The following is a 22,983-nucleotide window of genomic DNA, read 5'->3' on the forward strand; positions in this document are numbered from 1 at the left end:
CGAATTCGGGCGGCGAAACGATCCGGATCGTCATTGCGGGTTTACAGTAACAACAAATCACGCAACGGGTGCGGCGGAAGACCGCGTCCGGGTTGAGGGGCATGGTACTCGCGAAAGCTTTCGATGAAATGACGCTTGCAGGCGGCGCTTGCCGCGACGCCTACAAGGGGCTTTCCCAATGGCTTCAATGGACGCCGACCGATTTCCTTCGGATGAAGCGCCAGGAAGCCGATGTTTTATTCCGGCGACTGGGGATTACCTTTGCCGTCTATGGCGAAGGGGGCGATCCGGAACGGCTGATTCCGTTCGACATTATTCCGCGCGTCCTGTCTGCGCCGGAATGGCAGCGGATGGAAGACGGCCTGCGTCAGCGGGTCAAAGCGCTGAACATGTTCCTGAACGACGTTTATCACGACCAGGAAATTCTGAAGGCCGGGATCATCCCCGAAAAGCTGGTCCTGAATAACTCCTCCTACCTGCCGGAAATGCAGGGGGTGGACGTTCCGGGCAATGTCTACAGCCATATCGCCGGGATCGACATGGTCCGGGTCGGTGAGGACGATTTTTACGTTCTGGAAGACAATTGCCGCACGCCGTCTGGTGTTTCCTACATGCTGGAAAACCGGGAAGTGATGATGCGCCTGTTCCCCGCCCTATTCGCGGAACACCGGATCGCGCCGGTCGACAGCTATGGCGATGCGCTTCTGGATACGCTGAAGGAATGCGCGCCGCCGAAAACGACGGGGGACCCGACCGTCGTGGTCCTGACGCCGGGCATCTATAACAGCGCCTATTTCGAGCATTCCTTCCTGGCCGACCAAATGGGTGTGGAACTGGTCGAGGGGCCGGACCTGTTCGTCGATGACGGCAAGGTGTTCATGCGCACCACCCAAGGGCCGCAGAAGGTCGACGTCATCTATCGGCGGATCGACGACACATTCCTGGATCCGCTGACCTTCGACCCGAATTCCGTGCTGGGCGTGCCGGGCATCATGAACGCCTACCGGTCCGGCCAGGTGACGCTGGCGAATGCGGTCGGGGCGGGGATCGCCGACGACAAGGCGATCTATACCTATGTGCCCGACATGATAAAATTCTATCTGGGCGAAGAACCGATTCTGAAAAACGTCCCGACCTATAAATGCGGGGAAGCGGACGACCTGGCCTATGTTCTCGACAATCTGGCGGAGCTGGTGGTCAAGGAAGTCCACGGGTCCGGCGGTTACGGCATGCTTGTCGGCCCGGCGGCCAGCAAGCAGGAGCGCGAGGACTATGCCGAACGCCTGAAGGCCGCGCCGGACGAGTTCATCGCCCAGCCGACATTGGCGTTGAGTACCTGCCCGACCTTCGTGGAATCCGGCGTCGCACCCCGCCATGTGGACTTTCGGCCCTTCGTGCTGTCCGGCAAGGATATCCGGATGGTGAAGGGCGGTTTGACCCGGGTCGCCTTGCGCGACGGTTCGCTCGTGGTGAATTCAAGCCAGGGCGGCGGGACCAAGGACACTTGGGTCTTGGAAGAATAATGCGCGTTTCATCGGATAAGCGGGGCAGCCGCCCCGCTACAAAACGGGAGTTGATCGAAGATCCATGCTGAGCCGCACCGCCAATAATCTCTACTGGCTGAGCCGCTATATGGAGCGGGCCGAAAACTTTGCGCGCATCCTGGAGGTCGCCGACCGGATGAGCATGATGCCGGGGGCCGCCTCCGACGCGCAGCAGTCCGAATGGTGGTCGACCCTGATGACGTCCGGCTGCGCCGAGGCTTTCGAGGAGTCAGGGCTGCGCGTCGAAGGACCGATGGTCACCGAATTTCTGGCCCGCAATCCGGAGAACCCGTCCAGCATTTATTCCAGCATTCGTCAGGCGCGTGAGAACGGCCGTGCCGTGCGGACCAGCCTGACCATGGAAATGTGGGAATGCTTGAACGACACCTGGCTCAGTTTCGATCAACGCTGGACGGATGCGCGCCGCTACGGCGAATTGCGGTCCTTCCTGGATTGGATCAAGGAGAGGTCCACCGTTTTTCGGGGCGGCCTGTACGGCACGATGCTGCGGGATGATGCCTTCGATTTTGCGCGTCTCGGCACCTATGTGGAACGTGCGGACAACACAGCGCGAATCCTGGATGTGAAATACCACGTCCTCCTCCCGGAAGGGGAGGAAGTGGGCGGCGGCGTCGATTATTTCCAATGGACCAGCCTGCTGCGGGCCTTCTCGGCGCTCGGCAGTTACCACTACCTGTATCGGGAAAACCCGAAGCCTTGGAAAATCGCCGAGTTGATGATTCTGCGACGGGAGATGCCGCGTTCGTTGATCGGGTGTTACCAACAGACCGTCTCGCATTTGGATAGGCTGGCGGAGGCTTACGGATCGCGGCATGAATGCCACCGGATCGCCGGGCAGGTCTATTCCCAACTGCAATTCGCGGATGCGAATGATATTTTCCAAAGCGGGCTTCACGAGTTTCTGTCCGATTTTATTGTCCGGAACAACCGACTCGGTAATGAAGTAGCCCGCAGCTATATGTTCTTGGGCTAACGCGCCCCGCTTCCGCGGGTGGCCGCGGATTAGCCCACTGAAATTTGTATCGGGGGCTGGATTCTTGTTGATATCCGTTAAGCATGAAACGCGGTACCGGTATGAAACGCCGGCCGCTTATACGATACAAAGCCTGAAGCTGACCCCGCAGAACACAAGCGGGCAACACGTTCTATCTTGGTCGCTGGATTGCGGTCAGGATGCGACGATCCCGTCTTTCGTCGATTCCTTCGGCAACCTTACCCATACTTTCGTGATCAACCGCGAGCATAGCGATGTCCTGATCCGGGTCACCGGGAAGGTGGAAACCACCGATGTTTCCGGCATCATTGCCGGCCCCCACGACCCGTTTCCCTTGGTCGCCTATCTGCGGGAAACCGAACTGACACAGCCGAACGAAGCCTTGGAGGATCTCGCTTGGAGCGTGGCGGAGGGCGGCAAGCCACTGGACCTCGCCCATGCGCTGATGGCGGCGGTGCGGGACCGGATCGACTATCAGGAAGGCGAGACACAGGTCGAAACCACCGCGGCGCAGGCATTGGCGCAGGGGTCGGGCGTCTGCCAGGATCACGCCCATGCCTTTATATGCTGCGCGCGGGTCAGGGGGATCCCCGCCCGCTATGTTTCGGGATATCTTCAGGCCAGCGACAACATGGATGAAGTTTATGAGGCGGGGCACGCCTGGGCGGAAGCCTATATCGAGGACCTCGGCTGGGTCGGTTTCGACGTCGCGAACCGAATTTGCCCGAGCGAAAGCCACTTGCGCGTCGCCGTAGGATTAGATTACCGCGAAGCAGCACCTATTCGAGGTTTGCGCCTCGGCGGTGGTGCTGAAAAGCTGGACGTAACCGTCCGGGTCGTGCAGGAGAATATCCAACAGTGAAAATTAACAGCGACGGATGATCAGGGAGGCCTTCAGGGGCGTGCCGCGATGACGTATTGCATCGGTCTCTACATGAATGACGGTATGGTGATGCTGGCAGATACGCGCACGAATGCCGGCGTCGATAACATTTCCACATTCAGGAAACTTACCGTCTGGGAAGAACCCGGCGACCGGGTCATGGCCCTGATGACGGCCGGGAACCTCGCCGTTTCGCAGGCGGTGGTGAACCTGCTGCATGAGGGGATCGAATTCTGCGACTTGTCCAAGTCGAAGGAATGCTCGACGGAAACTTTGCTGACGGTCCCGTCGATGTTTCAGGCGGCGCAGCTGGTCGGTGCAGCCGTCCGGGAGGTTTATAAGACCGACGGCAAGGCCTTGCAGGCACAATCGGCCAATTTCGATGTCTCCATGATCCTGGGCGGGCAGATCAAGGGCCGCCGTATGCGCCTTTTCCAGATCTACAGCGCCGGTAATTTCATCGAAGCGACCGAAGACACCCCCTTCTTCCAGATCGGCGAGAACAAATACGGCAAGCCTATCCTGGACCGGGCCTTCACCTATCAGACCGATCTTGCGACGGCGGTGAAATTGTCCTTCGTCAGCATGGATTCCACGTTGCGAAGCAATATGTCGGTCGGCATGCCTTTGGACATGATGGTCTATAAGAAAGACAGTATTGCGGTTGAAACGCGGCGCCGGATCGAACCTGACGATCAGTATTTTTCGTCGATCAGTCAGGTCTGGGGCAGTCATCTTCGCGAGGCGCAGGCTTCCCTGCCGAATCCCCCCTGGTTGAACGGCAAGGTCAGCTGACGTCAACAGCGTCTGAATGGGTATTTTTCTGCCCTGTTCCGGCGGCCATCATGCGCGCCAGTGACGAAAAATTAACCTTCGCGGTATTATAGTCGGTCTATTCGACAATCTGGCTGCTTGGCGTCCTATTGAGGGCGCAACTTATGCGCGGCCTTTTTTATTTTTTCCTGATAGACCAGCACCGTTACAGGGTATCCTTTCATTATGAAGGCGTTGCGCGGAAACAGTTTCGTTCCGAACGGGAATGCTGCCTTGCTATTGATCGCGGGGATCGTCGCGCTTGGGATCATTGGGCTAGGCGCCTATGTCGAGCGCTTGAAAACGGAGCAATTGCGGTATGAGGAACGGTCGGGCGTCGTCGACCGATTGGCGAATATTCGCACGCGGTTGGAAGGCGCCATCAGTGACAGTGTCGGCCGCGTCGAGGGGGTCGTCGCCTATATCGAACGGAATCCCGACCTGACCGAGGAGGACTATTCCGCCTTCGTATCGCGCCTGATTACCGACCGCAGCCAAATCCTGAATGTTGCCGCCGCACCGGGCCTCGTCGTCGAATACGTCTTCCCGAAAGAAGGAAACGAAGCCGTCATCGGCTTGGACTATCGGCGTACGCCGGCCCAATGGCAGGCCGCGCGCCGCGCTTTCGAGACGGGCCGATTGTCGATGGCAGGCCCGGTTGACCTCGTCCAGGGCGGCACCGGTTTCATCGCAAGGGCGCCTGTTTTTGTGGAGCGTGAGGGAAATTCCTTCTGGGGCCTGGTTTCCGCCGTCATCGATACTGATCTGGTCTATGATTTCGCCGGATTGAACGACCCCGACCTGGATCTGGACATAGCGATCCGCGGGCGCGATGCCATGGGCCGAAGCGGCGGGGTATTCTTCGGTTCGGTGGCTGATCTGGGCATCAATCCGGTGGAGTTGGATGTAACGGTTCCAAACGGAAAATGGGTGCTGATCGCGACACCGAAGGCTGGTTGGTATGCGCGCGAATTCTGGGACCATCTTGAAGTCTTTGTGGCGGCCGGGTTCGCCACGCTTCTAATCTTGCTGACCATTGCGTTCACCTATCATCGGAAAACCCGACGCGTCTTGCGGCAACGGTTGGAGAACCTCTCTCGCGCGGTCGATCAAAGCAGCGCAGGATTGGTCATCGCATCGGCTCGCGGCTACGTCGTCTATGCAAATCCCGGTTTTCTGGGCATGTCGCAGCAAACGGAAGCGGAAACGGTGGGAAGCCATGTCCGCACGCTGTTCAACGAAGGGGACCTGCCGGTCGGGTTTCGGGCCCTGTGGCGTAGCGTTCTTGCCGGGAACGATTGGCAAGGGGAACAGCAGAACTGGCGCAAGGATGGGACGCCCTATTGGGAATCGATTGCGATCTCCCCGGTAAAGAACGCCCAAGGGGAAACGGCCGATGTCCTGATCGTGAAGAACGACATTTCCGACAAGAAAAACTTCGAAGAAGCGTTGGTACGCGCAAAATTGGGCGCCGAGGCGGCGAACCGCTCGAAATCTCAGTTCCTGGCCAGCATGAGCCACGAATTACGCACGCCGTTGAACGCGATCCTGGGATTTGCCCAGATGCTGGCAATGAACCTCGACCATTCGCTGAGTGAGCGCCACCACTCTTATGTCGACAACATCGTCGCTGCCGGGAAGCATTTGCTCGATCTTGTGAACGATATTCTGGACCTTGCCAGGGTCGAGGCCGATCGCATGCCGCTTGAGCTTGAGATCGTCGATCTGAATGCACTCGTCCAAGACTGCGTCGACCTGACAAGGACGGCGGCGGACACGCGGGGCGTTACGATTCAGGATAGCATCAGCGCCGGCCCGGCTGTTTCCGTCGCTGCCGATCCTCTTCGACTGAAACAGGTGCTGTTGAACCTGATGTCCAACGCGGTGAAGTACAACCGGGACGGTGGGCGGGTCGACCTTGCGTGCCGGCAGGCGGATGACGGCATGGTCCGAATTTCGGTCGCCGATACCGGCTTGGGTATTGCACGTCGTGACAGGGATGCGGTTTTCGAGATGTTCCATCGCTTGAACGCTGATCCGTCACTTGCGCAGGACGGGACGGGGATCGGGCTGACTGTCAGTAAGATCTTGGTCGAACGCATGGATGGCCGGATCGGTTTCGACAGCGAGGAAGGCAATGGCAGCACCTTCTGGATAGAACTGCCGCTAGATCTGCCGGAAGCCGAAACCGCGCCCGCCCGGGAATCCGACCTGGATACGGTGGTCGCCATCAACGATCTTTCCAAGAGCCGCCGCCAAAAAGCGGGATGAAGCTAGTTGGAAACGCCGGCGATGGTCACATCCCGCATGGCAAAATCGCCGCCCCTGTTCAGAACAGCAAAACCATCGAACGATTCCCGAAAACTGCGATCGGTGACGGCGATGACCGCTTGCCCGTCAATATGAATTGTCATCCCGCCGTCCTGGTCACGGGTCCAGTTCAATTGATGCGCTTGCCCGTCGGTTAAATCATTTGCCAGGCGCGCCCCGTCGATCGTGGAGACACCGCGGGATGATACTTTGAGCAGTTGCAGACTGCGGTCCGCGGCAATGTAGGAAAGACGGTAACCGCTGCTTGCTGTCGCGCCCTGATAGGGCCCCAGTTCAAAGCCTTCTTCCGTCCCGTTGACGAGGGGGCGAAGGGAAAAGGTCACGTCTATCGAAAATGCGTTGCTGATCGGAAGGGCAGCCTGAACCGCCGCAAATTGCGCCTGCCCGGATGATTGCTGTTGGGTGCCGCTACCCTGACTGCCTGACTGGTTTCCCGACTGGCTGCCCTGCAACGCACCTTGCAGCAACGCACCCAACAGGGCCTTGCCGATATCTTTCTCGTCCTTGCTTTGCGATCCGGACTGCGCCGATTGGTTCGTCGCGTTAGGCTCAATGACGGACCGCAGGCCATGCCGCCAATCGATCAGGAACTCGCCGGCCGTTACCTGCCAAGGCGGGTCGGGCTGAGGCCCGCGGGCCGAGAAGTCGTCTTGAAGCAGGATGTCCGACCAGGGTCTGTCGTATTTGCCGATGACGGTTTGCAGGTCGCGCAGGAACCAAGGGTCGATCAGGCGCTCCCGCTCACCTTTTTCCAGCAATGCATTCAATTCATCGACCAGGGCGCGGGTAGAGTCCGCCTGACTGTTGGGTGCCGGACCATTGGGCGCCTGGCCAAAACTGCCTGTCTGCGAAAAGGCGTTCGGGGTGTTTGCGACAAAGGCCGCGCAGAAAAACAAACCGAGCAGAAGAGGTCTCTTGCCGAACGCTTTCATCATTGTTTCCTCCTGAAACGCGGAATGGCATCTTGCGCAACCCATGGGCTTGGCGCAACGCTGGGCCGGGTAAAAGATAACGAAAACGCCGGGGGTTCGTGCGAAGCGCAGACGGCGGAAGGGAAGGAAATCCATCATGATTAAAGAAAAGCCGATTCTGACCATTCGACGGGAGTTTCCGAGACCCGATCCGGCCCTGGTTGACGCTCTGCGCGGCGCGATGACCGGGCATGTCGTGGATAGTATGTCCGGGCGTGGCGCCTTGGACTACCGGATCAAGCCGGTCGAGGCGGCGCGGAGTTCGATTTGCGGTGTGGCGCTGACCGTGAAGGCGGCGCCTGGGGACAATATGGCGGTGAACGGCGCGCTCGATGTCGCCAAACCGGGCGATATCGTCGTCTGCGCCACCGACAGCTTTGTAGAAACGGCGGTTGTGGGCGATCTGCTGCTTGGCATGTTGAAGAATGCCGGTGCCGCCGCCTTCGTGACGGATGGGCTGGTCCGGGACTTGAAGGATGTGCGCGGCGTGGGGCTGCCGGTTTTCGCCATGGGGGCAAATCCCAATTCGCCGACCGGTGGTGGAACCGGGTCTGTCGGATTGCCGATTATGATCGGCGGGGTTCATGTCGAGCCCGGCGATGTCATCATCGGTGACGAGGACGGGGTGGTGGTCGTGCCGCAGGCGGATTTGCCGCAAGTGTTGGAAACGATCAAGGAAGTAAGGGCGCTGGAAGCCGAAGCGGAAGCCAAGGTGAAGGCCGGCCAAGACCGCTCGCCGAAGTTCACGGCTTTGCAGGAAGCCGGCAAAGTTTTGGAAATTTAATTCTTTAGCCGGCCTCGGGTGGCTGGGGGTCCTCGGCAAGGTGCCCTGTTTTAATCCAGAACAAGGCACCGCCGGGGCCTGCCTTTGCCAAGAAATCGCTCCCCCTGGGCAGGCGTAGCCATGTGTTCCGGGGCAGTTCTTCCGACCCTTCCGTCAGGCTGCCTTCAAGAACCAGAAGTTCCAGACCGCCTGGCGCGCCCCTGTCGACGCTCGCCTCCGGGGCCCATCTTTCCATCCGCACATCTTCCATTGCGTCCTTATACAGCGGCAGCAATTCCACGCCCGGTTCCCCGACCGAGGCCAGGAATTGTTCGTCAGCGGTCTGCTTGCGGATATAGGTTCGGTCGTCGGCATCGAATTGCCACAGTTTGACGAAGATGGTGCAGCCCTCATCGGACCGGGGCGTGTGGCTGGAGGTCGGCGGATTACGGATGTAACTGCCCACCGGAAAATCGCCATAGTCGTCCTGAAAAACGCCGTCTAGCACCAGGAATTCCTCGCCCCCGGCATGGGTATGTGCGGAAAAGGAACTGTTGGGCGCATACCGTACGATACTCGTTGCCCGCGCGACTTCGTCACCGATCCTGTCCAGCATCCGCCGGTCTACGCCCTGCATGGGTGAGGGGACCCAGTCCATGTCGTCGGTGCGCAGGGCGACCCGTTCGCCAAAATTGGTGTTCACTTCCATGGTGCTTCCTCATTCTTCGCTGCACCGGCCGGGGCCCGTGACGGCTGGTCTTCGGCCAGCAATGCCGCTGCCCATCCGTGATCTAAGTTGGGCCGCGCCGCGGGATTTTCGACCCATGGCGCATCGTTCAATAGGGTGCTTTCGGTCACGATGGTTTTGCTGCCTAGGATAGCGCCGCAATCCAGCAAGGGGAACCGCCCTGCAGGCCTTCGGCGCCGGCTTGGCGTGCCGGACCGATATGGGGGAATGTGGTGAGGTGGTGGGCGAGGGACGCGACCCTTCTTGCCTATCGCCCTGGGAAAGGTTTTCCCCCAGCAAGGATGCCATTTTCCAAGCCATTGAAATAAATAGAAAAATGGTTGGCACGAAGCCTGCTACTGCTGCCGGTAGGAGGCCTCTGTCCATGAAGCTCGATACACTTCTTTCCGTCCTGAAACGGTCGCCGCAAGACGAGGCGGGAAGCACCAATGCGGATGTCAGCTCCGCCAGTCCGATCCGGCTGGTGATGCCGGACGCACCGCGTCCGAAGCCGGCCGATGCAATGCCGTCACCGGGCGATCCCGTGGATACGGTGAAGATCAGTGTTCAGGCGACCTACCTTCTGGCGGCTTCTCAATTCGATCCCCGCGCTATTACGGGATCGGAAACCAAGCGTTTGGCGGACCAGCTCTATGAGGGCGGGGCAATCAGCAGCCGTGACCGGAACGTCCTCGCCGATGGCCCGCGGGACACCGCGACAACCCTGCCCAAAAGCCCGAATGAAAGTCGCGACGTGCTTTCCGATTTCCAAGCGCAACTGGCCGAGGACATCGGCCGTAGCGATCTGCGCTCGATCGACGACAGCACGCGGGCCGTCACCATTCTCGGCCGGGTCGCCAGCATCCGTGAAGCCATAGCCTGATTGGGCGACATTAGCAGCACTCTCCGGCATTCGGTGCTAAAATACTGAAATCGTTAAATAATTAATTGCGGTGATTCCAAACTCGGTACAGGATTTTCCCTGGGGACGATGTGTTCCCCGTGGACAGGGAAACAGTATGAGATTGGAGGTGCATCCATGACCACTGCGCATACGGAAACCGCAGACCGTTACATTCTTGCCCGGCAAATGGCGGGTTACCGCCTGACAACGGCCGAAATCCTCTACCACATGCCGGACCATCCCAACCTGCTTCAAACATATCTTTGGCAGGAATTGGATATCGCCCCGAAATTCCCCATCCTCAAAAAGTTTCTCGACTTCTGGGATTCAAACCTCGATGGCAAATTGCACTCGGTGCAAGTCGCGCATAAGGGCATCGTCAGCCCCACGACCTATCGCTATGCCGACGGTGTCATGTCGCTGCACTAGCCGCTTTTCTCAAACCACGCTCAATGGCCCTACCGGACCCTCGGTTCCGGTAGGGCCTTGGCGCGTGCCGTTCTCGCTACCGAACCTCAAGGAATCGTGCTCTCATCCCCGTAATGGTCGCGGGGCGACTATCCACCGGCCGTCGACAGGCGGAATAGGCGGAAGGCCCAAAAGTGCCAACCGGGGGAAATCATGTCGCGCGTGAAGGTCGCGGTCATCGGGTCCGGCCCAAGCGGTTTCTACGCCGTTAGTGCGTTGCTGAAGCAATGCGGGGACCCCGTTGTCGACATCATCGAACGGCTGCCGACCCCTTTCGGTTTGATCCGCGCGGGCGTTGCCCCGGATCACCAGACCACCAAGAACGTCGTTCGCGCCTATAGCAAAACCGCCGCAGAGGCCGGTGTCTCGTATTTCGGCAATGTCAGCGTCGGCAAGGATGTCTCCCTGGCGGAATTGCGGGAATTATACGACGCGGTGATCCTGGCCGTCGGCGCGCCGGCCGATCGCAAGCTGGACATACCGGGTATCGACAAACCGGGCGTATACGGGTCTGCTGAATTTGTTGGCTGGTACAACGGCCATCCGGACTATGTCGACCTGGATCCCGACCTGAACACGGAACGGGTGGTGGTCATCGGGAACGGGAACGTGGCGATCGATGTCGCGCGCGTTCTCGTAAAAAGTCCTGAGGAAATGGCGGCTAGCGACCTTCCCGGTCCTGTCGCGGATGTGATCCATCGCGCGCCGATCAAGGATGTCGTGGTCGTCGGGCGGCGCGGACCCGGCGATGCGAAATTCACGAATGTCGAATTGCGGGAGATGCGGGACCTGGACCAGGCCGTTTCCATTGTCCGGCACGAACACTTGCCCGACGAGTTGCCGGACGCGGTGGAAGGACGGGACCGTCGCGTGCGGGAAAAGAACCTGCAGACCATGGAAGCCTTTGCCGAACCGGGCGACGACCAGGTAGCGGGGGCGGAGAAACGGGTCCTTTTTGAATTCTATGCTTCACCCGTCGAGGTTTTGGGGGAAGGACGCGTGGAAGGCGTGCGCTTCGAACGGACCGAGGTGTCGGAGGGCGGAAGCGTCCGCGGCACCGGGGCGTATTTCACCATTCTCTGCGGCTTGGTCGTGACCGCGGTGGGATACCGGACGCGCAGCTTCGAAGGGGTCGATTTCGATGCGAAGTCCGGTGCGATCCTGAACAAGGACGGGCAGGTCGCGGGCAATCTATATGCGGTGGGCTGGGCCAAGCGCGGCCCCAGCGGCGTGATCGGCAGTTCCAAGCGCGACGGGGATGAGGTCGCGCGAATGATCACCGAGGCCTTCGCGCGGGAAGAAAATCCGGAAAAGCCGGGGCATGAGGGGTTGAAGCGCCTGTTGCAAGCGCGGAAGGTCGCTTACGTGGACTTCGGCGATTGGCAAAAATTGGATGCGGCGGAGGTGGCCCGGGCGGCTTCTTCCGAAGCACCGCGGGAAAAGTTCCTTTCCGTCGCGGAAATGCTGGCCGCTATCGGGCCGAAATCCGGCTAGGCCATTTTCGTGGAAGGTGCTGTTTCCACTTGAAACTACGGGGTGACCGTATAACTCAAGACGCCCGTGTTGTAAGGCGAAACACCGATTTCTTCGCGGTGTTCACGCCTGAAATGCCTCGAAGCGGCTTGAACGGCCAACCCTGGGGGGCTATGCGAAGCGCGAATGACTGAATGTTTCCGCCGGACCCGGACGGTGTGAGGGCGGATAAAAGGAGTATGATCATGGACGGTGCCGCCGTCACTCAGACATCGGAACATGCGCATCTGGTCGCGGAAGCCGCGGTTGTCCGCTTTGCCGGCGATAGCGGTGACGGAATGCAGCTTACGGGCGGGCGCTTTACGCTGGCGACCGCGCTGGCCGGAAACGATCTGGCGACCTTCCCTGATTTTCCCGCCGAAATCCGCGCGCCGATCGGCACGACCTTCGGCGTGTCCGCCTTCCAGATCAATTTCGGTGGCCGCAAGATCAAGACCGTCGGCGATCAGCTGGACGTCCTCGTCGCGATGAACCCAGCGGCCTTGAAGGTCAATCTGGACGATTTGAAGGCGGGCGGGCTGATCATCGCCGATAACGGCACCTTCAACGACAAGAACCTGCGCAAGGCGGGTTACGAGGAAAACCCCCTCGAAAACGGCAGCCTTGCGAATTTCAAACTGCTTTCCGTCGACATGTCGAAGATGACGCTGGAAGCGGTGAAGGAATTCGGCGTCACCAATAAGGAAGGGCTGCGCACTAAGAATATGTGGGCGCTGGGCCTGATCTATTGGATGTATGACCGCGAGCGCGCGGAAACCATCGCCTGGTTGCAGCAAAAATTCGCCAAGCGCGAGGATATCGCGTCGGCCAACGTCGCCGCCCTGAATGCCGGCCATGCGTTCGGCGAGACGATCGAACAGCAATCCGAGATCCGTCCCGTTCACGTGCCGCCCGCGCCGATCGATGCGGGCCTTTACCGCGCTGTGACCGGGACCCAGGCGGTGGCCTGGGGACTGACGGCGGGCGCCATGCTGGCCAATCAGCGCATGGTCTTTTGTTCCTATCCGATCACGCCGGCCTCTGCGCTGCTGCACACCCTGGCGGAATTGCGGCATTACAATGTGGAGACGTTCCAGGCCGAGGACGAGATCGCGGCCGTCTGCGCCGCGCTCGGCGCGTCTTATGCGGGTTCCATCGGCGTGACCTCCAGTTCCGGTCCCGGCGTTGCTTTGAAAACGGAAGCGCTGGGCCTTGGTATTTCCACCGAACTGCCGCTGGTCGTCGTCAATTCGCAGCGTGGCGGTCCGTCGACCGGCCTGCCGACCAAGACCGAACAGTCCGACCTGTTCCAATCGGTCTGGGGCCGTAACGGCGATGCCCCGCTCTGCGTGCTTGCCACCCGCTCGCCCAGCGATTGCTTCGAGACGGCGGTGGAAGCGGTCCGCATCGCGATCAAGTTCATGACGCCGGTCATCCTGCTGACCGACGGGTTCCTGGCCAACGCCTCGGAACCCTGGCAGATCCCGGATCTGACGAAGATGGAGCCTTTCCCGACGCAATTCGCGACCGACCCGGAAGGCTTTGAGCCTTTCTCCCGCAATCCGGACACCCTGGCGCGACCCTGGGCCAAGCCCGGCACGCCCGGCCTGGAACACCGCATCGGCGGGATCGAGAAGCAGGACGGCAGCGGCCATATCTCCTACGATCCGCAAAACCATCACAAGATGACGATGCTGCGGGCGGAAAAGATTCAGCGCATCGCCGGCGACGTTCCCGAACAGGCCGTCGATCTGGGCACCACGACCGGCAAGCTCGCCGTCGTCGGTTGGGGGTCCACCTATGGGCCGATCAGCCGTGCCGTCACGGTCGCGCGTGCGGAAGGACTGGATGTCAGCCATATCCATCTGCGCCATATCTGGCCGCTGCCGCGGAACCTGAAGGACCTGCTGTCGGGATATGAGCAGATCCTGGTGCCGGAAATGAATACAGGCCAGTTGGTGAAGTTGCTGCGGGCGGAATATCTGCTGCCGGCCGAAGGCCTGAACAAGATCTCGGGACAGCCGTTCAAGGTGGCCGAGCTCGACGCCGCGATCCGCGCGCGTTTGAGCTGACTTCCGGGCAACCCGATCTTACGGAGAAGACGATGACCAATCAGACTGTGCCGGAAAAGCTCCAGCCGAAAGATTTCGCTTCGGATCAGGAAGTGCGCTGGTGCCCCGGCTGTGGCGACTACGCCATCCTGAAGGCGGTGCATAAGACGCTTGCCGAGATTGGCGCGACGGTCGAAGGGACCGTCTTCGTCAGCGGCATCGGCTGCGCCGCGCGGTTCCCATACTACATGTCGACCTATGGCTTCCACACGATCCACGGCCGCGCCGCCGCGGTGGCCACGGGGGTCAAACTGGCCAATCCGGACCTAGATATCTGGGTTGTCGGCGGGGACGGCGATTCATTGTCGATCGGCGGCAACCATCTGATGCATGCGTTGCGCCGAAACATCGACATGAACTACCTGCTGTTCAATAACGAGATTTACGGTCTGACCAAAGGGCAATATTCCCCGACCAGCCGGATCGGCACTAAGTCGCCCTCGACGCCGACGGGTTCGATCGACACGCCGGTCAATGCGGCCGCCTTCGCGCTAGGTTGCGGTGCGCGCTTCGTGGCGCGGTCCGGTGACATCATGCAGGCGCATCTGGTGCAGACCCTGACCAAGGCGCATGGCCATAAGGGCATGAGCTTTGTCGAGATCATGCAGAATTGCATCGTCTACAACGACAATGTGTTCGGGCACTTCATGGAAAAGAAGGTCCAGAAAGACGCGCAGATCCTGCTGGAGCACGGCCAGCCCTTGCGCTTCGGCGCGGACGGTCAGAAAGGCCTTGTTCTGGACCCCAAGACCCTGTCGCTGAAGGTCGCCACCGTGGGTGAGGACGCGACGGAAGACGATATTCTGGTCCATGATGAAACCAACGCCGTGCTGGCCGGCCTGTTGGCGCGAATGGAACCGCCGCATTTCCCGGTCGCGATGGGCGTGCTGTACAACAATCCGGCTGCGCAGACCTATGACCAGGAAATGAAAACCCAGATGGCGGCGGCCACATCCGAAAGCCAGGGCAAACTGGAAGACTTGTTGACCCGCGGGCATACCTGGACGGTAAGCTGACCGGTGCGTCCGGCTAGCCGGACGTTTCGGATGGTTGCGGCACTGTGTCCGTCTTGCGGGCTGGGTAGCACCGGATAATCTGCGCGCCATGACAACGGCATTCCCAAAGGCGGCGAGCAGCGCCAATCCTCCTTCCCCCTCGTCGGACTCGGCCAGGGCTGTTGGCCTGTGGCTTCTGGTCTGTTGCGTGATGGTTTTCGCGATGATGCTGATCGGCGCGGTGACCCGATTGACCGAATCCGGCCTCAGCATGGTCGAATGGCGTCCGCTGATCGGCGCCCTGCCGCCGATGACCGAGGCGGAATGGCAGCGCGTTTTCGACCTGTACCGGCAAACCTCGGAATACAGGATCGACAATGCCGGCATGTCGCTGGCCGAATTCCAATCGATTTTCTGGTGGGAATTCATTCACCGTCTTTGGGGCCGAACGATCGGCTTGGTTTTCGCCCTGCCGTTCTTCTTCTTCCTGGCGACGCGCCGGATACCGACGGGCTATGCAAAACATCTGGTGATCTTGCTGTTCCTGGGCGGATTGCAGGGTGTGATCGGATGGTGGATGGTCAAAAGCGGCTTTGTGGACCGTTCGGATGTCAGCCAATACCGGCTTGCCGTCCATCTGGGCATGGCCTTTTTCATCCTGGCCTATCTGCTTTGGCTGGCGCTGGGATTGCTCTGGCCCGTGCCGCAGGACCGGCCGCCGGCGCCGCGCGGTGTGCGTCGGCTGGGGGCCTATTGCCATGCGGTGATCTTCATCACGGTTATGAGTGGCGCCTTGGTGGCTGGGCTGAATGCAGGGCTGCTGTACAATGACTGGCCGCTGATGGGCGGGAACTTTATTCCGGAAGACATCGCGGCCTTGTCGCCTGCTTGGCTGAACATTTTCGAGAATGAAGGCACGGTGCAGTTCGACCACCGGATCATGGCCTATCTTACCCTGACCGTGGTATCGCTCACCTGGATCTTCTCCCGGCGCGCCCCGCTTGCGCCGCGCGCCAGGCTTTCGGTCAACTGCCTTGCCGCCATGGTCTGGATCCAGGCGGGACTTGGCATTTCCACCTTGGTCTTGATGGTGCCCCTGCCGCTCGCCGTATTGCATCAAGCTGGTGCCGCGACCAGTTTTTGCCTGTCCATCTGGGTGATGAAGGAACTGCGCGGCGCCCGATAGCGGACGCCGCGCCCCGTTCCTGCGCGTCGGAGCCCCCGGTCAGAGGTTGTACCCGACCCGGAAGCCACCCCAATGTTTGCCGTTGATGTGGATCGGCACCGACAGATCCTTCATCAGAACATAGTTTCCGCCGCCCATGTCGCGCAGATAGGACTGGACCAGATAGGGCGCGGTGTTTCGGCCGGCCGCCAGACCCGTCCGGTCGCTGAATATCCGGTGGTTCCGGCAATTCGCCGCGTTCCAGACCGGATCATCCGGGCGCTGAGGATGGCAGTATTTCAGATTATGGGTCGGCAGATACCCGTTCCGGTCGACCGCCGCGCTGAAGATGATTGCATCATGGCTGTCGGTCGCGGGTTCCTGAATTGCCGGCAATTCCTTGTCCGTGAAGGCGGTGAACCGCGTCAGGTGCTGTACCGGATTGCTGCCTTCGACCAGCTTATACTCCTCGTCGAAGAAATCGTCTTCCGACATTTGCCCGCTGTCCACGGCGCGCTGGAACACCTCTTGAACCTGTCGCGCCGCCGCCGTGGCAATGGCGATCACCGGCTGGTCGGGTGCAATGCTCTGTTCCGCAAACGTGTTGATCTGACGATCTGACTGGTCGTTCCGGTCGATCAGAAAACGATGCCCGCCATTTTCCAACCCGGCCAATCGGCCGCGCAATACGCCGACCGCCGGAATTTCGACCGAAATGGTCTCACCCTGTAACGCCGCGAGCCGGTCGCAATGGATAATCGCACCGTCCATGGTGAGGTCGTAGACGCCGCACGGAATGGCTTCACCAGTCACTTCGACCGTCCCGGTCAGCGAGAACGGGATGTCGATTTCATTGTCCTTGTGCCCCTCACGGGTCGCCGCGATGGCGACACGCAGCCGTTCGCCCAATGCTGCGATATGCTGTGCCATTTCCGTCGTCGTGGTCTGCTGCGTGCCGCTAAGTTCCTCCGCGATGGAGGCCTGGCCCGCAACCTGGCTGACGCTTTCCGCAAGGTGCCCGACGATGGAGACCGTTTCGTTCGCCGTGCGGCCGATACTCGAAATGGCTTCGTGCTGCTCGGCGACCGCCTGTTCCACTTCCCCCGAATTGCCGGCGACACCGTTGATCGCGTCTCCGATACCGGAAATTGCCGAAACGGCGGCCTCGGTCACGTTCTGGATTTCGGCGATCTGGTCGGCGATTTCCTTGGTCGCGTCGGCCGTCTGGCCGGCAAGCGCCTTCACCTCGTTGGCGACAACGGCAAAGCCGCGCCCGGCCTCTCCGGCGCGCGCCGCCTCAATCGTGGCATTTAAGGCCAACAGGTTGGTTTGATTGGCAATATCCTGAATCAATTTGACGATATCGCCGATCCGGTTGGACGCCTGCGCCATCCGCCCGACGACCTGGGACGCTTCTTCAACCCGCGCCACGGCGGCATTTGTTTGTGTTAGTGCCGAGGAAACCTTGGATGAAATCGTTTCGGCGGACTGGTTCAGCGTGTCGGCCATGGTGGAAACGGTGCTGGCGTCTGCAACGGTGGTCTCCGCGTCCCGTTCCAGTGTTTCGACCAGCCCGTGAACCTGGCGGATTGCATCCCGCATGTCGCTTGAAACTTCATTCGCCTTGTCGCCGCCGGCCTTGACCTGCTGGACGGTGCCCTCCATTTCCCCGGCCAAAGCATCGGCCAAGGTCAACAGTTCCCGCCTTTGCCAATACGCGTCCTGGCGTGCCTTTGTCAGGGCATCCGGCGGCTCGGCGGTATCACCCGAAGGCGCTAATGCCTCCGAAGCGGGCGGGTTGTCGCCTGCTGAATTCCGAGTACCCGACTCCGTCCCCCCGTGACTTGATGCCCCCTTACCGCGATCGGCCTTCATGAATCCGAGCATTTTTACATCCTACCCAGTGTGATTTTCTCCTGTTCGGAAAGGGAAACAGTTGGCCGCATATACGGCGCGTGAAAGGAACCGATTCTTCTTGGTGTTGTTTTCCAACTGCTTGGATCTGCGTCCATTTTTCGCCGGGAATACCGATTTTCATCCGTTTCAACTTCTGCTGTTTCTTATTGGCTACTTTAGTAGTCCTTGTATTTGCCTTCCCTAATTGCGGGCATCTTGTGGGTGGATTGAAACAATTTCAAACATGATTCACCGCTTGTTTACGTTTTAGGGTGAAAATCAGGAAGAGTAGGGGAAATCCTGCGGGAAAGTGCACCGAAGTGTGACAGCGGTCATACGTCGAATACTTACTTCAGGCCGACCCTGGTTACAGAATTGGTGAACCGGCACGATTTACTAATATCAGTGGAATCTTTTATGTGGTTCCATGTGAACGAGTGACGCGCCGTTTCTTTTGGGGGAAGTCCCGATGACCGTGGACTTAGGCCGAGCCAAGGGTTTTGATGAGTAGAACGACACCTACTCAGCATCCCGGCGGTTCGGTTATATTGACCGATGTTTTTGGCGACTCGCGGGTACGGCGTCGCACCGCACAGGACCGTCCGGAACCTGTCCGGGACGGCAATTTGCTGCGTGCGGCTTTGGCTTCGTCGGGCGATATCGGTTACGTCTGGGACCTTGTGGACGACTCCATCCAATGGCTTGGCGATACGTTCCCCGTCTTCGGTCCGACACGGTCGGATTCGATCAGGGACGGTGAAGCCTTCAACGAATGCATTAATGTCGAAGATCTATCGAAGCGGCTGCAAAGCCTGAGCCGTCACTTGCAAGCCGGGGAAGCGTTCGACTGCGAATACCGCCTGCGCCGGGAAGACGGAGAGTTTGTCTGGGTTCACGACAAAGGCCGCGCGGATCTCGACGAAAATGGTATTCCTGTCCGTCTGGCTGGTATTTTGCGCCCGATTAATCGCCGTAAACAGCAGGAAACCTTGCTGGAGCGACGCGCCAGTTATGACGAATTGACCGGGCATCTGAACAAGACACGGCTTCATGAGGCCCTTCAGAACGCGTTTTCCTACAACAAACGCTACAACGTTCCGGGTGGTTATCTGGCCATCGGTATCGACAAATTGTCGATGGTCAACGAAGCCTATGGGCATAAAATTGCGGATGCATTGATTGTCGGCGTCGGGCATCGCATCGAACGGTCGCTGCGCGTGACGGACCAAATCGGGCGACTGGGCGGGGACCGGTTCGGCGTCGTGCTCGGCCAATGCGACGAAGCGGGCATGGTGACCGCGGCGGAAAAGATCCTGGAAGCACTGCGCGCCAATCCGATTGAAACGCCGAATGGTAGAATTCATGTGACAGTCTCGATCGGCGGCGCGGTTTTCCCCGGCCTGATCCAGACCGCTCAGGAGGCCATGACCGCGGCCGAGAGTGCGTTGCAGGGCGCCAAGGCCAATGGCCGGAACTGCTTTATCTCCTACGAATTGTCCGAAGAACAGCGCCGCGTCCGCCGTGAGAACATGGATATGGGCGAACGGATCATGCAGGCGCTGGAGGAAGACCAGATCATCTTCGCCTATCAGCCGGTCGTGGATAGCCGAACGAAGGAAATCTCCTACTACGAGACTTTGCTTCGGATGAAGGACCCGTCGGGCGATATTGTGAGCGCCGGCGCATTCGTGCCGGTCGCTGAGAAACTGGGCATCATGCGGTTCCTGGATCACCGGGCGCTTGAAATCGCGTTGGACGACCTGGGACGATATCCGGATGTGACGCTTGCGCTCAATATATCCAGCCTGACGGTTACCGACCAATCATGGCTCAGGACCTTGGTCAGCCGGATTACCAGCAAACCCAGCATCGCGGAACGCTTGATCGTTGAGATTACCGAGACCGCGGCTTTGGAAGATTTTGAGGTTTCCGCCCGGTTCGTCTCCGCCGTCCGCGCAATGGGCTGCAAGGTCGCCTTGGACGATTTCGGCAGCGGCTATACCAGTTTTCGCCATATGAAAGCCTTGACCGTCGATGTCGTGAAAATCGATGGGGCCTTCATCAAGGACGTCCATACGAATATGGACAACCAGCTATTCGTCCGGACTTTGCTTGGATTGGCGGACGGTTTCGGTTTGAAAACCGTGGCAGAATGCGTCGAAACCGAAGATGAAGTCCGCATCCTATGCGATGAGGGCGCCGATTTTCTGCAGGGTTGGTATTTCGGACGGCCTGAACTGGACCCGCCTTGGCGTACCTGAAGGGTTCAGCCGGACCCAACGGATTAGGTCGCCTCTAAAGACACCAGCCCGTTTGTGACGGGCCGGCTTCAGATTCCCTGGTTTTGAATGTCCGGCTGACTAATCCGATTAGTTCCCAAGGCTTTTTCCAAAAGGTTGGAGCCCTGAAAAGCGGTCCAATCAGGAAGACTTCTCGCCGATTTTCTTTAACTGCTGCTGCATCGCATCGATCTGCTTTTGTAGCGCTTCGATATCGGATGCCGATTTGCCGCTGTCGGTTTGGGGGGCGCTGCTTTGCTCACCCCCGGCAGCGCCTGTCCCATCGGCGCCCGGCGCGAAAAGCTGCATCGTGCGCTCGAACATCGCCAGGTTCTGCTTGCTCATTTCCTCGAACTGGCCGAACGGGAAGACGGATCCGAAGGTGTCTTCCATATAGTGGCGCATCTTCTCCTGATTTTCCGAGAAGGACTTCATCGAGAAGTCGAGGTATTTGGGCAGCAGCATCTGCTGCATGTTGTCGCCGTAAAAGCTGATCAATTGGCGCAGGAAGCCGATCGGCAGAAGGTTCTGTCCCTTGGACTCTTCCTCGACGATGATCTGCGTCAGGACGGAACGTGTGATTTCGTCCCCTGACTTTGCGTCGAAGACGGCGAAATCGACCCCGTCCTTCACCATCTGACATAGATGATCCAAGGTGACGTAACTGCTTGTCGCCGTGTTATAAAGCCGCCGGTTGGCGTATTTTTTGATTTTTATGGGCGCCTTGGCGCCGGACGCTTCTTCAGACATATCCTACCCTCATCGCACCCCGAATTTATTCGGCGCCCATACATGTTGGGCCTTAGCATTCGCTAATCTCGCCGCGATCTCAGTGACAAAGCCGGGTTCAGACTTGTGCACTGCGTCGTCTTTGGCTATCGCACCTGCGAAGTAATCCTTTGAAAGCCATAGCAGAACTATGCTTGTTCGCCAAGCAATGGCGAGAATGATGAAAGTTGCACCGCGTCGTTGTTATCGTCGTTGGCGAATGCGAGTATCGAAAAATGACGGAAACACCCGACCATAACGAACTTGCCAGACGCTATTTGGAACTGTGGCAGGAGCAGATTTCCGGCGCCGCGGGCGATCCGGCGGTCGCGGATGCCATGGCCCGCATGATGGCGGGATGGCAATCTGTCATGGGACAAACATTCGGGCAGCAATCGCCGGCGGGGCACGGCGAAGGAGAGGGGCATGGCGCCACTGGACGGAACGGCGATACCGGCACCGGCAAGACTGGGTCCGAGGCCGCTTCCGCTGCATCTGGCGGCGCCGATGATGCTATACGCCAGCTCCTTGAGCGCATTGCCGATCTTGAAAGGCGTGTGGAACAGCTCGAACACACCGGACGGAAGAAGTAGCGACAACAGAAGCGCTGGTGCCGGGCCTGAATGGGCCGATGCGCTGTCGGCCATGATGACGTCGGCGCCTTTCGCAATGGCGTCCGCCTTTCCCGAATCCAAATTGCCGGCCATGCAGACGATCGCGGCCCAGTGCGAGTTGGCGGATCTTGTTGCATCGATTGACTTGGAATTCCGAGGCCAGCTCGGCCAAATGCTGGACGGGATACTGTCCTACCATCATCACGGCTATCGACGGGATCTGACCGACCCGCCTGCGGTTTGGCGCCAGGGCTCCACCAGTCTGCACCGTTATGCCCCGCCCGGATCGGGCATGCCGGTGCTGATCGTGCCGTCGCTGGTCAACAAATCCTACATTCTTGATCTGAACAGTCAGGGCAGTTTTTGCCGCAGCTTGGCGGCGCAAGGACTGGTGCCTTACTTGGTGGATTGGGGCGAACCGGGCACGGAGGAGGCGGAATTCGGTCTGACCGAATATGTGGTCCGGCTGCATGCCATGCTGGATGCCGTGGAAGACGAGAACGGCAGGGGCGGCCCTGTCGCCATGGTCGGATATTGTATGGGGGGGCTGCTTGCCCTGCCGCTGGCAATCGAACGGCAGGACAGGATCGGGAAGTTGGTGCTGATGGCGACGCCCTGGGATTTCCATTCCGGCAAGGCGCCTGGGCCAAACGCATCCAGGATGCTGGTTTCGGCCTGCGAGCCGGCCCTGTCCCTGTTCGGCAAGCTGCCTGTCGACTGTGTTCAGGCGATGTTTGCGGCCATCGACCCTTTGAACGCTTTCAGGAAGTTCCAGTACTTCGCCCGGCTAGATCCGGCTTCGGCCAAGGCAAACCGGTTCGTGGCGCTGGAAGATTGGTTGAATGACGGTGTGTCGCTGACGGCGCGGGTCGCGCGGGAGACATTGGGCGGTTGGTATGCCGAAAATCGGACGGCCGGTCTGAAATGGGACGTCGGCGGGGATACGGTCAATCCGGCCGACTTCCATGGCGAAACACTTGTGGTAATTCCGAAATCGGACCGGATCGTTCCGCCGGAAAGCGCCCTGGCGATCACGGAGCTTTTGGAAGACGTGCGGCTTTTGCGGCCCGCACTGGGACATATCGGCATGATGTCGGGCCGCCGCGCGGTGGAGTTATGGGACCGCGTTACCCGTTTCCTTCAGGCCTGACCGCCGCCTGTTCCGCCGAATACGTCGTATTCCGGTAACAATATCCTTATTCATCCGCAAAGCGGCCGTTGTTG

The 22,983-nt window shown here is 59.5% G+C and carries 19 protein-coding genes; 15 read left to right on the top strand and 4 right to left on the bottom strand.

Annotation, left to right across the window (positions count from 1 at the left end; translation table 11 throughout):
* Positions 1–101: 101 nt before the first annotated feature.
* The 5 genes from EOI86_RS16695 to EOI86_RS16715 all read left to right on the top strand — a co-directional run bounded on the left by EOI86_RS16695 (position 102) and on the right by EOI86_RS16715 (position 6,526).
* On the top strand, positions 102–1,523 hold the full coding sequence (locus EOI86_RS16695) for a circularly permuted type 2 ATP-grasp protein (protein WP_127766279.1): 1,422 nt from the start codon (positions 102–104) through the stop codon (positions 1,521–1,523).
* 64 nt (positions 1,524–1,587) lie between these two features.
* Positions 1,588–2,538, top strand: a complete 951-nt coding sequence (locus EOI86_RS16700; protein WP_127766280.1) for an alpha-E domain-containing protein — start codon at positions 1,588–1,590, stop codon at positions 2,536–2,538.
* A 64-nt stretch (positions 2,539–2,602) separates the two neighbouring features.
* Positions 2,603–3,421 (top strand): transglutaminase family protein, encoded by an 819-nt coding sequence (locus EOI86_RS16705; protein ID WP_127766281.1) that lies wholly within the window; start codon positions 2,603–2,605, stop codon positions 3,419–3,421.
* 48 nt (positions 3,422–3,469) lie between these two features.
* A complete protein-coding gene (locus tag EOI86_RS16710) occupies positions 3,470–4,237 on the top strand; it encodes a proteasome-type protease (RefSeq protein WP_127766282.1) in 768 nt (255 codons plus the stop codon).
* Positions 4,238–4,441: 204 nt separating this feature from the next.
* On the top strand, positions 4,442–6,526 hold the full coding sequence (locus tag EOI86_RS16715) for an ATP-binding protein (protein ID WP_127766283.1): 2,085 nt from the start codon (positions 4,442–4,444) through the stop codon (positions 6,524–6,526).
* Positions 6,527–6,528: 2 nt separating this feature from the next.
* Here EOI86_RS16715 and EOI86_RS16720 read toward each other — a convergent pair whose 3' ends face one another.
* The gene (locus EOI86_RS16720; protein WP_127766284.1) at positions 6,529–7,521 is read right to left on the bottom strand and encodes a hypothetical protein; all 993 of its coding nucleotides are present in this window, start codon (positions 7,519–7,521) and stop codon (positions 6,529–6,531) included.
* Positions 7,522–7,654: 133 nt separating this feature from the next.
* Here EOI86_RS16720 and EOI86_RS16725 point away from each other — a divergent pair, with 133 nt between their 5' ends.
* Positions 7,655–8,341 carry an RraA family protein gene (locus EOI86_RS16725; protein WP_127766285.1) on the top strand — a complete coding sequence of 229 codons (687 nt, stop codon included), beginning with the start codon at positions 7,655–7,657 and terminating at the stop codon, positions 8,339–8,341.
* Between the two features lie 4 nt (positions 8,342–8,345).
* Here EOI86_RS16725 and EOI86_RS16730 read toward each other — a convergent pair whose 3' ends face one another.
* Complete coding sequence (locus tag EOI86_RS16730; protein WP_127766286.1) at positions 8,346–9,029, bottom strand: cupin domain-containing protein; 684 nt, start codon at positions 9,027–9,029, stop codon at positions 8,346–8,348.
* Between the two features lie 403 nt (positions 9,030–9,432).
* Here EOI86_RS16730 and EOI86_RS16735 point away from each other — a divergent pair, with 403 nt between their 5' ends.
* The 6 genes from EOI86_RS16735 to EOI86_RS16760 all read left to right on the top strand — a co-directional run bounded on the left by EOI86_RS16735 (position 9,433) and on the right by EOI86_RS16760 (position 16,223).
* Entirely contained in the window at positions 9,433–9,930 is a 498-nt protein-coding gene (locus EOI86_RS16735) for a hypothetical protein (protein WP_127766287.1), read from the top strand.
* Positions 9,931–10,086: 156 nt separating this feature from the next.
* Positions 10,087–10,380: an usg protein gene (locus tag EOI86_RS16740; protein WP_127766288.1), complete on the top strand. Its 294-nt coding sequence runs from the start codon at positions 10,087–10,089 to the stop codon at positions 10,378–10,380.
* 192 nt (positions 10,381–10,572) lie between these two features.
* Positions 10,573–11,913 (top strand): FAD-dependent oxidoreductase, encoded by a 1,341-nt coding sequence (locus EOI86_RS16745; protein WP_127766289.1) that lies wholly within the window; start codon positions 10,573–10,575, stop codon positions 11,911–11,913.
* Positions 11,914–12,137: 224 nt separating this feature from the next.
* On the top strand, positions 12,138–14,003 hold the full coding sequence (locus EOI86_RS16750) for a 2-oxoacid:acceptor oxidoreductase subunit alpha (RefSeq protein ID WP_127766290.1): 1,866 nt from the start codon (positions 12,138–12,140) through the stop codon (positions 14,001–14,003).
* A 32-nt stretch (positions 14,004–14,035) separates the two neighbouring features.
* Positions 14,036–15,058 (top strand): 2-oxoacid:ferredoxin oxidoreductase subunit beta, encoded by a 1,023-nt coding sequence (locus EOI86_RS16755; protein ID WP_127766291.1) that lies wholly within the window; start codon positions 14,036–14,038, stop codon positions 15,056–15,058.
* An 88-nt stretch (positions 15,059–15,146) separates the two neighbouring features.
* Positions 15,147–16,223, top strand: coding sequence for a COX15/CtaA family protein (locus EOI86_RS16760; RefSeq protein ID WP_127766292.1), 1,077 nt, complete (start codon positions 15,147–15,149; stop codon positions 16,221–16,223).
* Between the two features lie 39 nt (positions 16,224–16,262).
* Here the strand turns inward: EOI86_RS16760 and EOI86_RS16765 are convergent, their stop codons facing one another.
* On the bottom strand, positions 16,263–18,089 hold the full coding sequence (locus tag EOI86_RS16765) for a methyl-accepting chemotaxis protein (RefSeq protein ID WP_127766293.1): 1,827 nt from the start codon (positions 18,087–18,089) through the stop codon (positions 16,263–16,265).
* A gap of 512 nt (positions 18,090–18,601) precedes the next feature.
* Here EOI86_RS16765 and EOI86_RS16770 point away from each other — a divergent pair.
* Positions 18,602–20,359 (top strand): putative bifunctional diguanylate cyclase/phosphodiesterase, encoded by a 1,758-nt coding sequence (locus tag EOI86_RS16770; RefSeq protein WP_127766294.1) that lies wholly within the window; start codon positions 18,602–18,604, stop codon positions 20,357–20,359.
* Between the two features lie 159 nt (positions 20,360–20,518).
* On the opposite strand, the gene phaR is transcribed toward EOI86_RS16770, so the two are convergent.
* Complete coding sequence (gene phaR / locus EOI86_RS16775) at positions 20,519–21,127, bottom strand: polyhydroxyalkanoate synthesis repressor PhaR (protein ID WP_127766295.1); 609 nt, start codon at positions 21,125–21,127, stop codon at positions 20,519–20,521.
* A gap of 254 nt (positions 21,128–21,381) precedes the next feature.
* Here phaR and EOI86_RS24570 point away from each other — a divergent pair, with 254 nt between their 5' ends.
* Positions 21,382–21,738, top strand: a complete 357-nt coding sequence (locus EOI86_RS24570; protein WP_161973869.1) for a hypothetical protein — start codon at positions 21,382–21,384, stop codon at positions 21,736–21,738.
* Positions 21,653–22,909, top strand: coding sequence for an alpha/beta fold hydrolase (locus EOI86_RS16780; RefSeq protein WP_161973870.1), 1,257 nt, complete (start codon positions 21,653–21,655; stop codon positions 22,907–22,909). Before EOI86_RS24570 ends, EOI86_RS16780 begins: the two co-directional genes overlap by 86 nt.
* Positions 22,910–22,983 lie beyond the last annotated feature (74 nt).

This window comes from Hwanghaeella grinnelliae (genome assembly GCF_004005845.1).
Lineage (GTDB): Bacteria > Pseudomonadota > Alphaproteobacteria > UBA8366 > Aestuariispiraceae > Hwanghaeella > Hwanghaeella grinnelliae.

Excerpts from the sequence above, each read along its gene's own strand:
- EOI86_RS16695 (WP_127766279.1), top strand. The coding sequence starts at position 102 with ATGGTACTCGCGAAAGCTTTCGATGAAATGACGCTTGCAGGCGGCGCT.
- EOI86_RS16700 (WP_127766280.1), top strand. The coding sequence starts at position 1,588 with ATGCTGAGCCGCACCGCCAATAATCTCTACTGGCTGAGCCGCTATATG.
- EOI86_RS16710 (WP_127766282.1), top strand. The coding sequence starts at position 3,470 with ATGACGTATTGCATCGGTCTCTACATGAATGACGGTATGGTGATGCTG.
- EOI86_RS16715 (WP_127766283.1), top strand. The coding sequence starts at position 4,442 with ATGAAGGCGTTGCGCGGAAACAGTTTCGTTCCGAACGGGAATGCTGCC.
- EOI86_RS16720 (WP_127766284.1), bottom strand. The coding sequence starts at position 7,521 with ATGATGAAAGCGTTCGGCAAGAGACCTCTTCTGCTCGGTTTGTTTTTC.
- EOI86_RS16725 (WP_127766285.1), top strand. The coding sequence starts at position 7,655 with ATGATTAAAGAAAAGCCGATTCTGACCATTCGACGGGAGTTTCCGAGA.
- EOI86_RS16730 (WP_127766286.1), bottom strand. The coding sequence starts at position 9,029 with ATGGAAGTGAACACCAATTTTGGCGAACGGGTCGCCCTGCGCACCGAC.
- EOI86_RS16735 (WP_127766287.1), top strand. The coding sequence starts at position 9,433 with ATGAAGCTCGATACACTTCTTTCCGTCCTGAAACGGTCGCCGCAAGAC.
- EOI86_RS16740 (WP_127766288.1), top strand. The coding sequence starts at position 10,087 with ATGACCACTGCGCATACGGAAACCGCAGACCGTTACATTCTTGCCCGG.
- EOI86_RS16745 (WP_127766289.1), top strand. The coding sequence starts at position 10,573 with ATGTCGCGCGTGAAGGTCGCGGTCATCGGGTCCGGCCCAAGCGGTTTC.
- EOI86_RS16750 (WP_127766290.1), top strand. The coding sequence starts at position 12,138 with ATGGACGGTGCCGCCGTCACTCAGACATCGGAACATGCGCATCTGGTC.
- EOI86_RS16755 (WP_127766291.1), top strand. The coding sequence starts at position 14,036 with ATGACCAATCAGACTGTGCCGGAAAAGCTCCAGCCGAAAGATTTCGCT.
- EOI86_RS16760 (WP_127766292.1), top strand. The coding sequence starts at position 15,147 with ATGACAACGGCATTCCCAAAGGCGGCGAGCAGCGCCAATCCTCCTTCC.
- EOI86_RS16765 (WP_127766293.1), bottom strand. The coding sequence starts at position 18,089 with ATGCTCGGATTCATGAAGGCCGATCGCGGTAAGGGGGCATCAAGTCAC.
- EOI86_RS16770 (WP_127766294.1), top strand. The coding sequence starts at position 18,602 with ATGAGTAGAACGACACCTACTCAGCATCCCGGCGGTTCGGTTATATTG.
- phaR (WP_127766295.1), bottom strand. The coding sequence starts at position 21,127 with ATGTCTGAAGAAGCGTCCGGCGCCAAGGCGCCCATAAAAATCAAAAAA.
- EOI86_RS24570 (WP_161973869.1), top strand. The coding sequence starts at position 21,382 with ATGACGGAAACACCCGACCATAACGAACTTGCCAGACGCTATTTGGAA.
- EOI86_RS16780 (WP_161973870.1), top strand. The coding sequence starts at position 21,653 with ATGATGCTATACGCCAGCTCCTTGAGCGCATTGCCGATCTTGAAAGGC.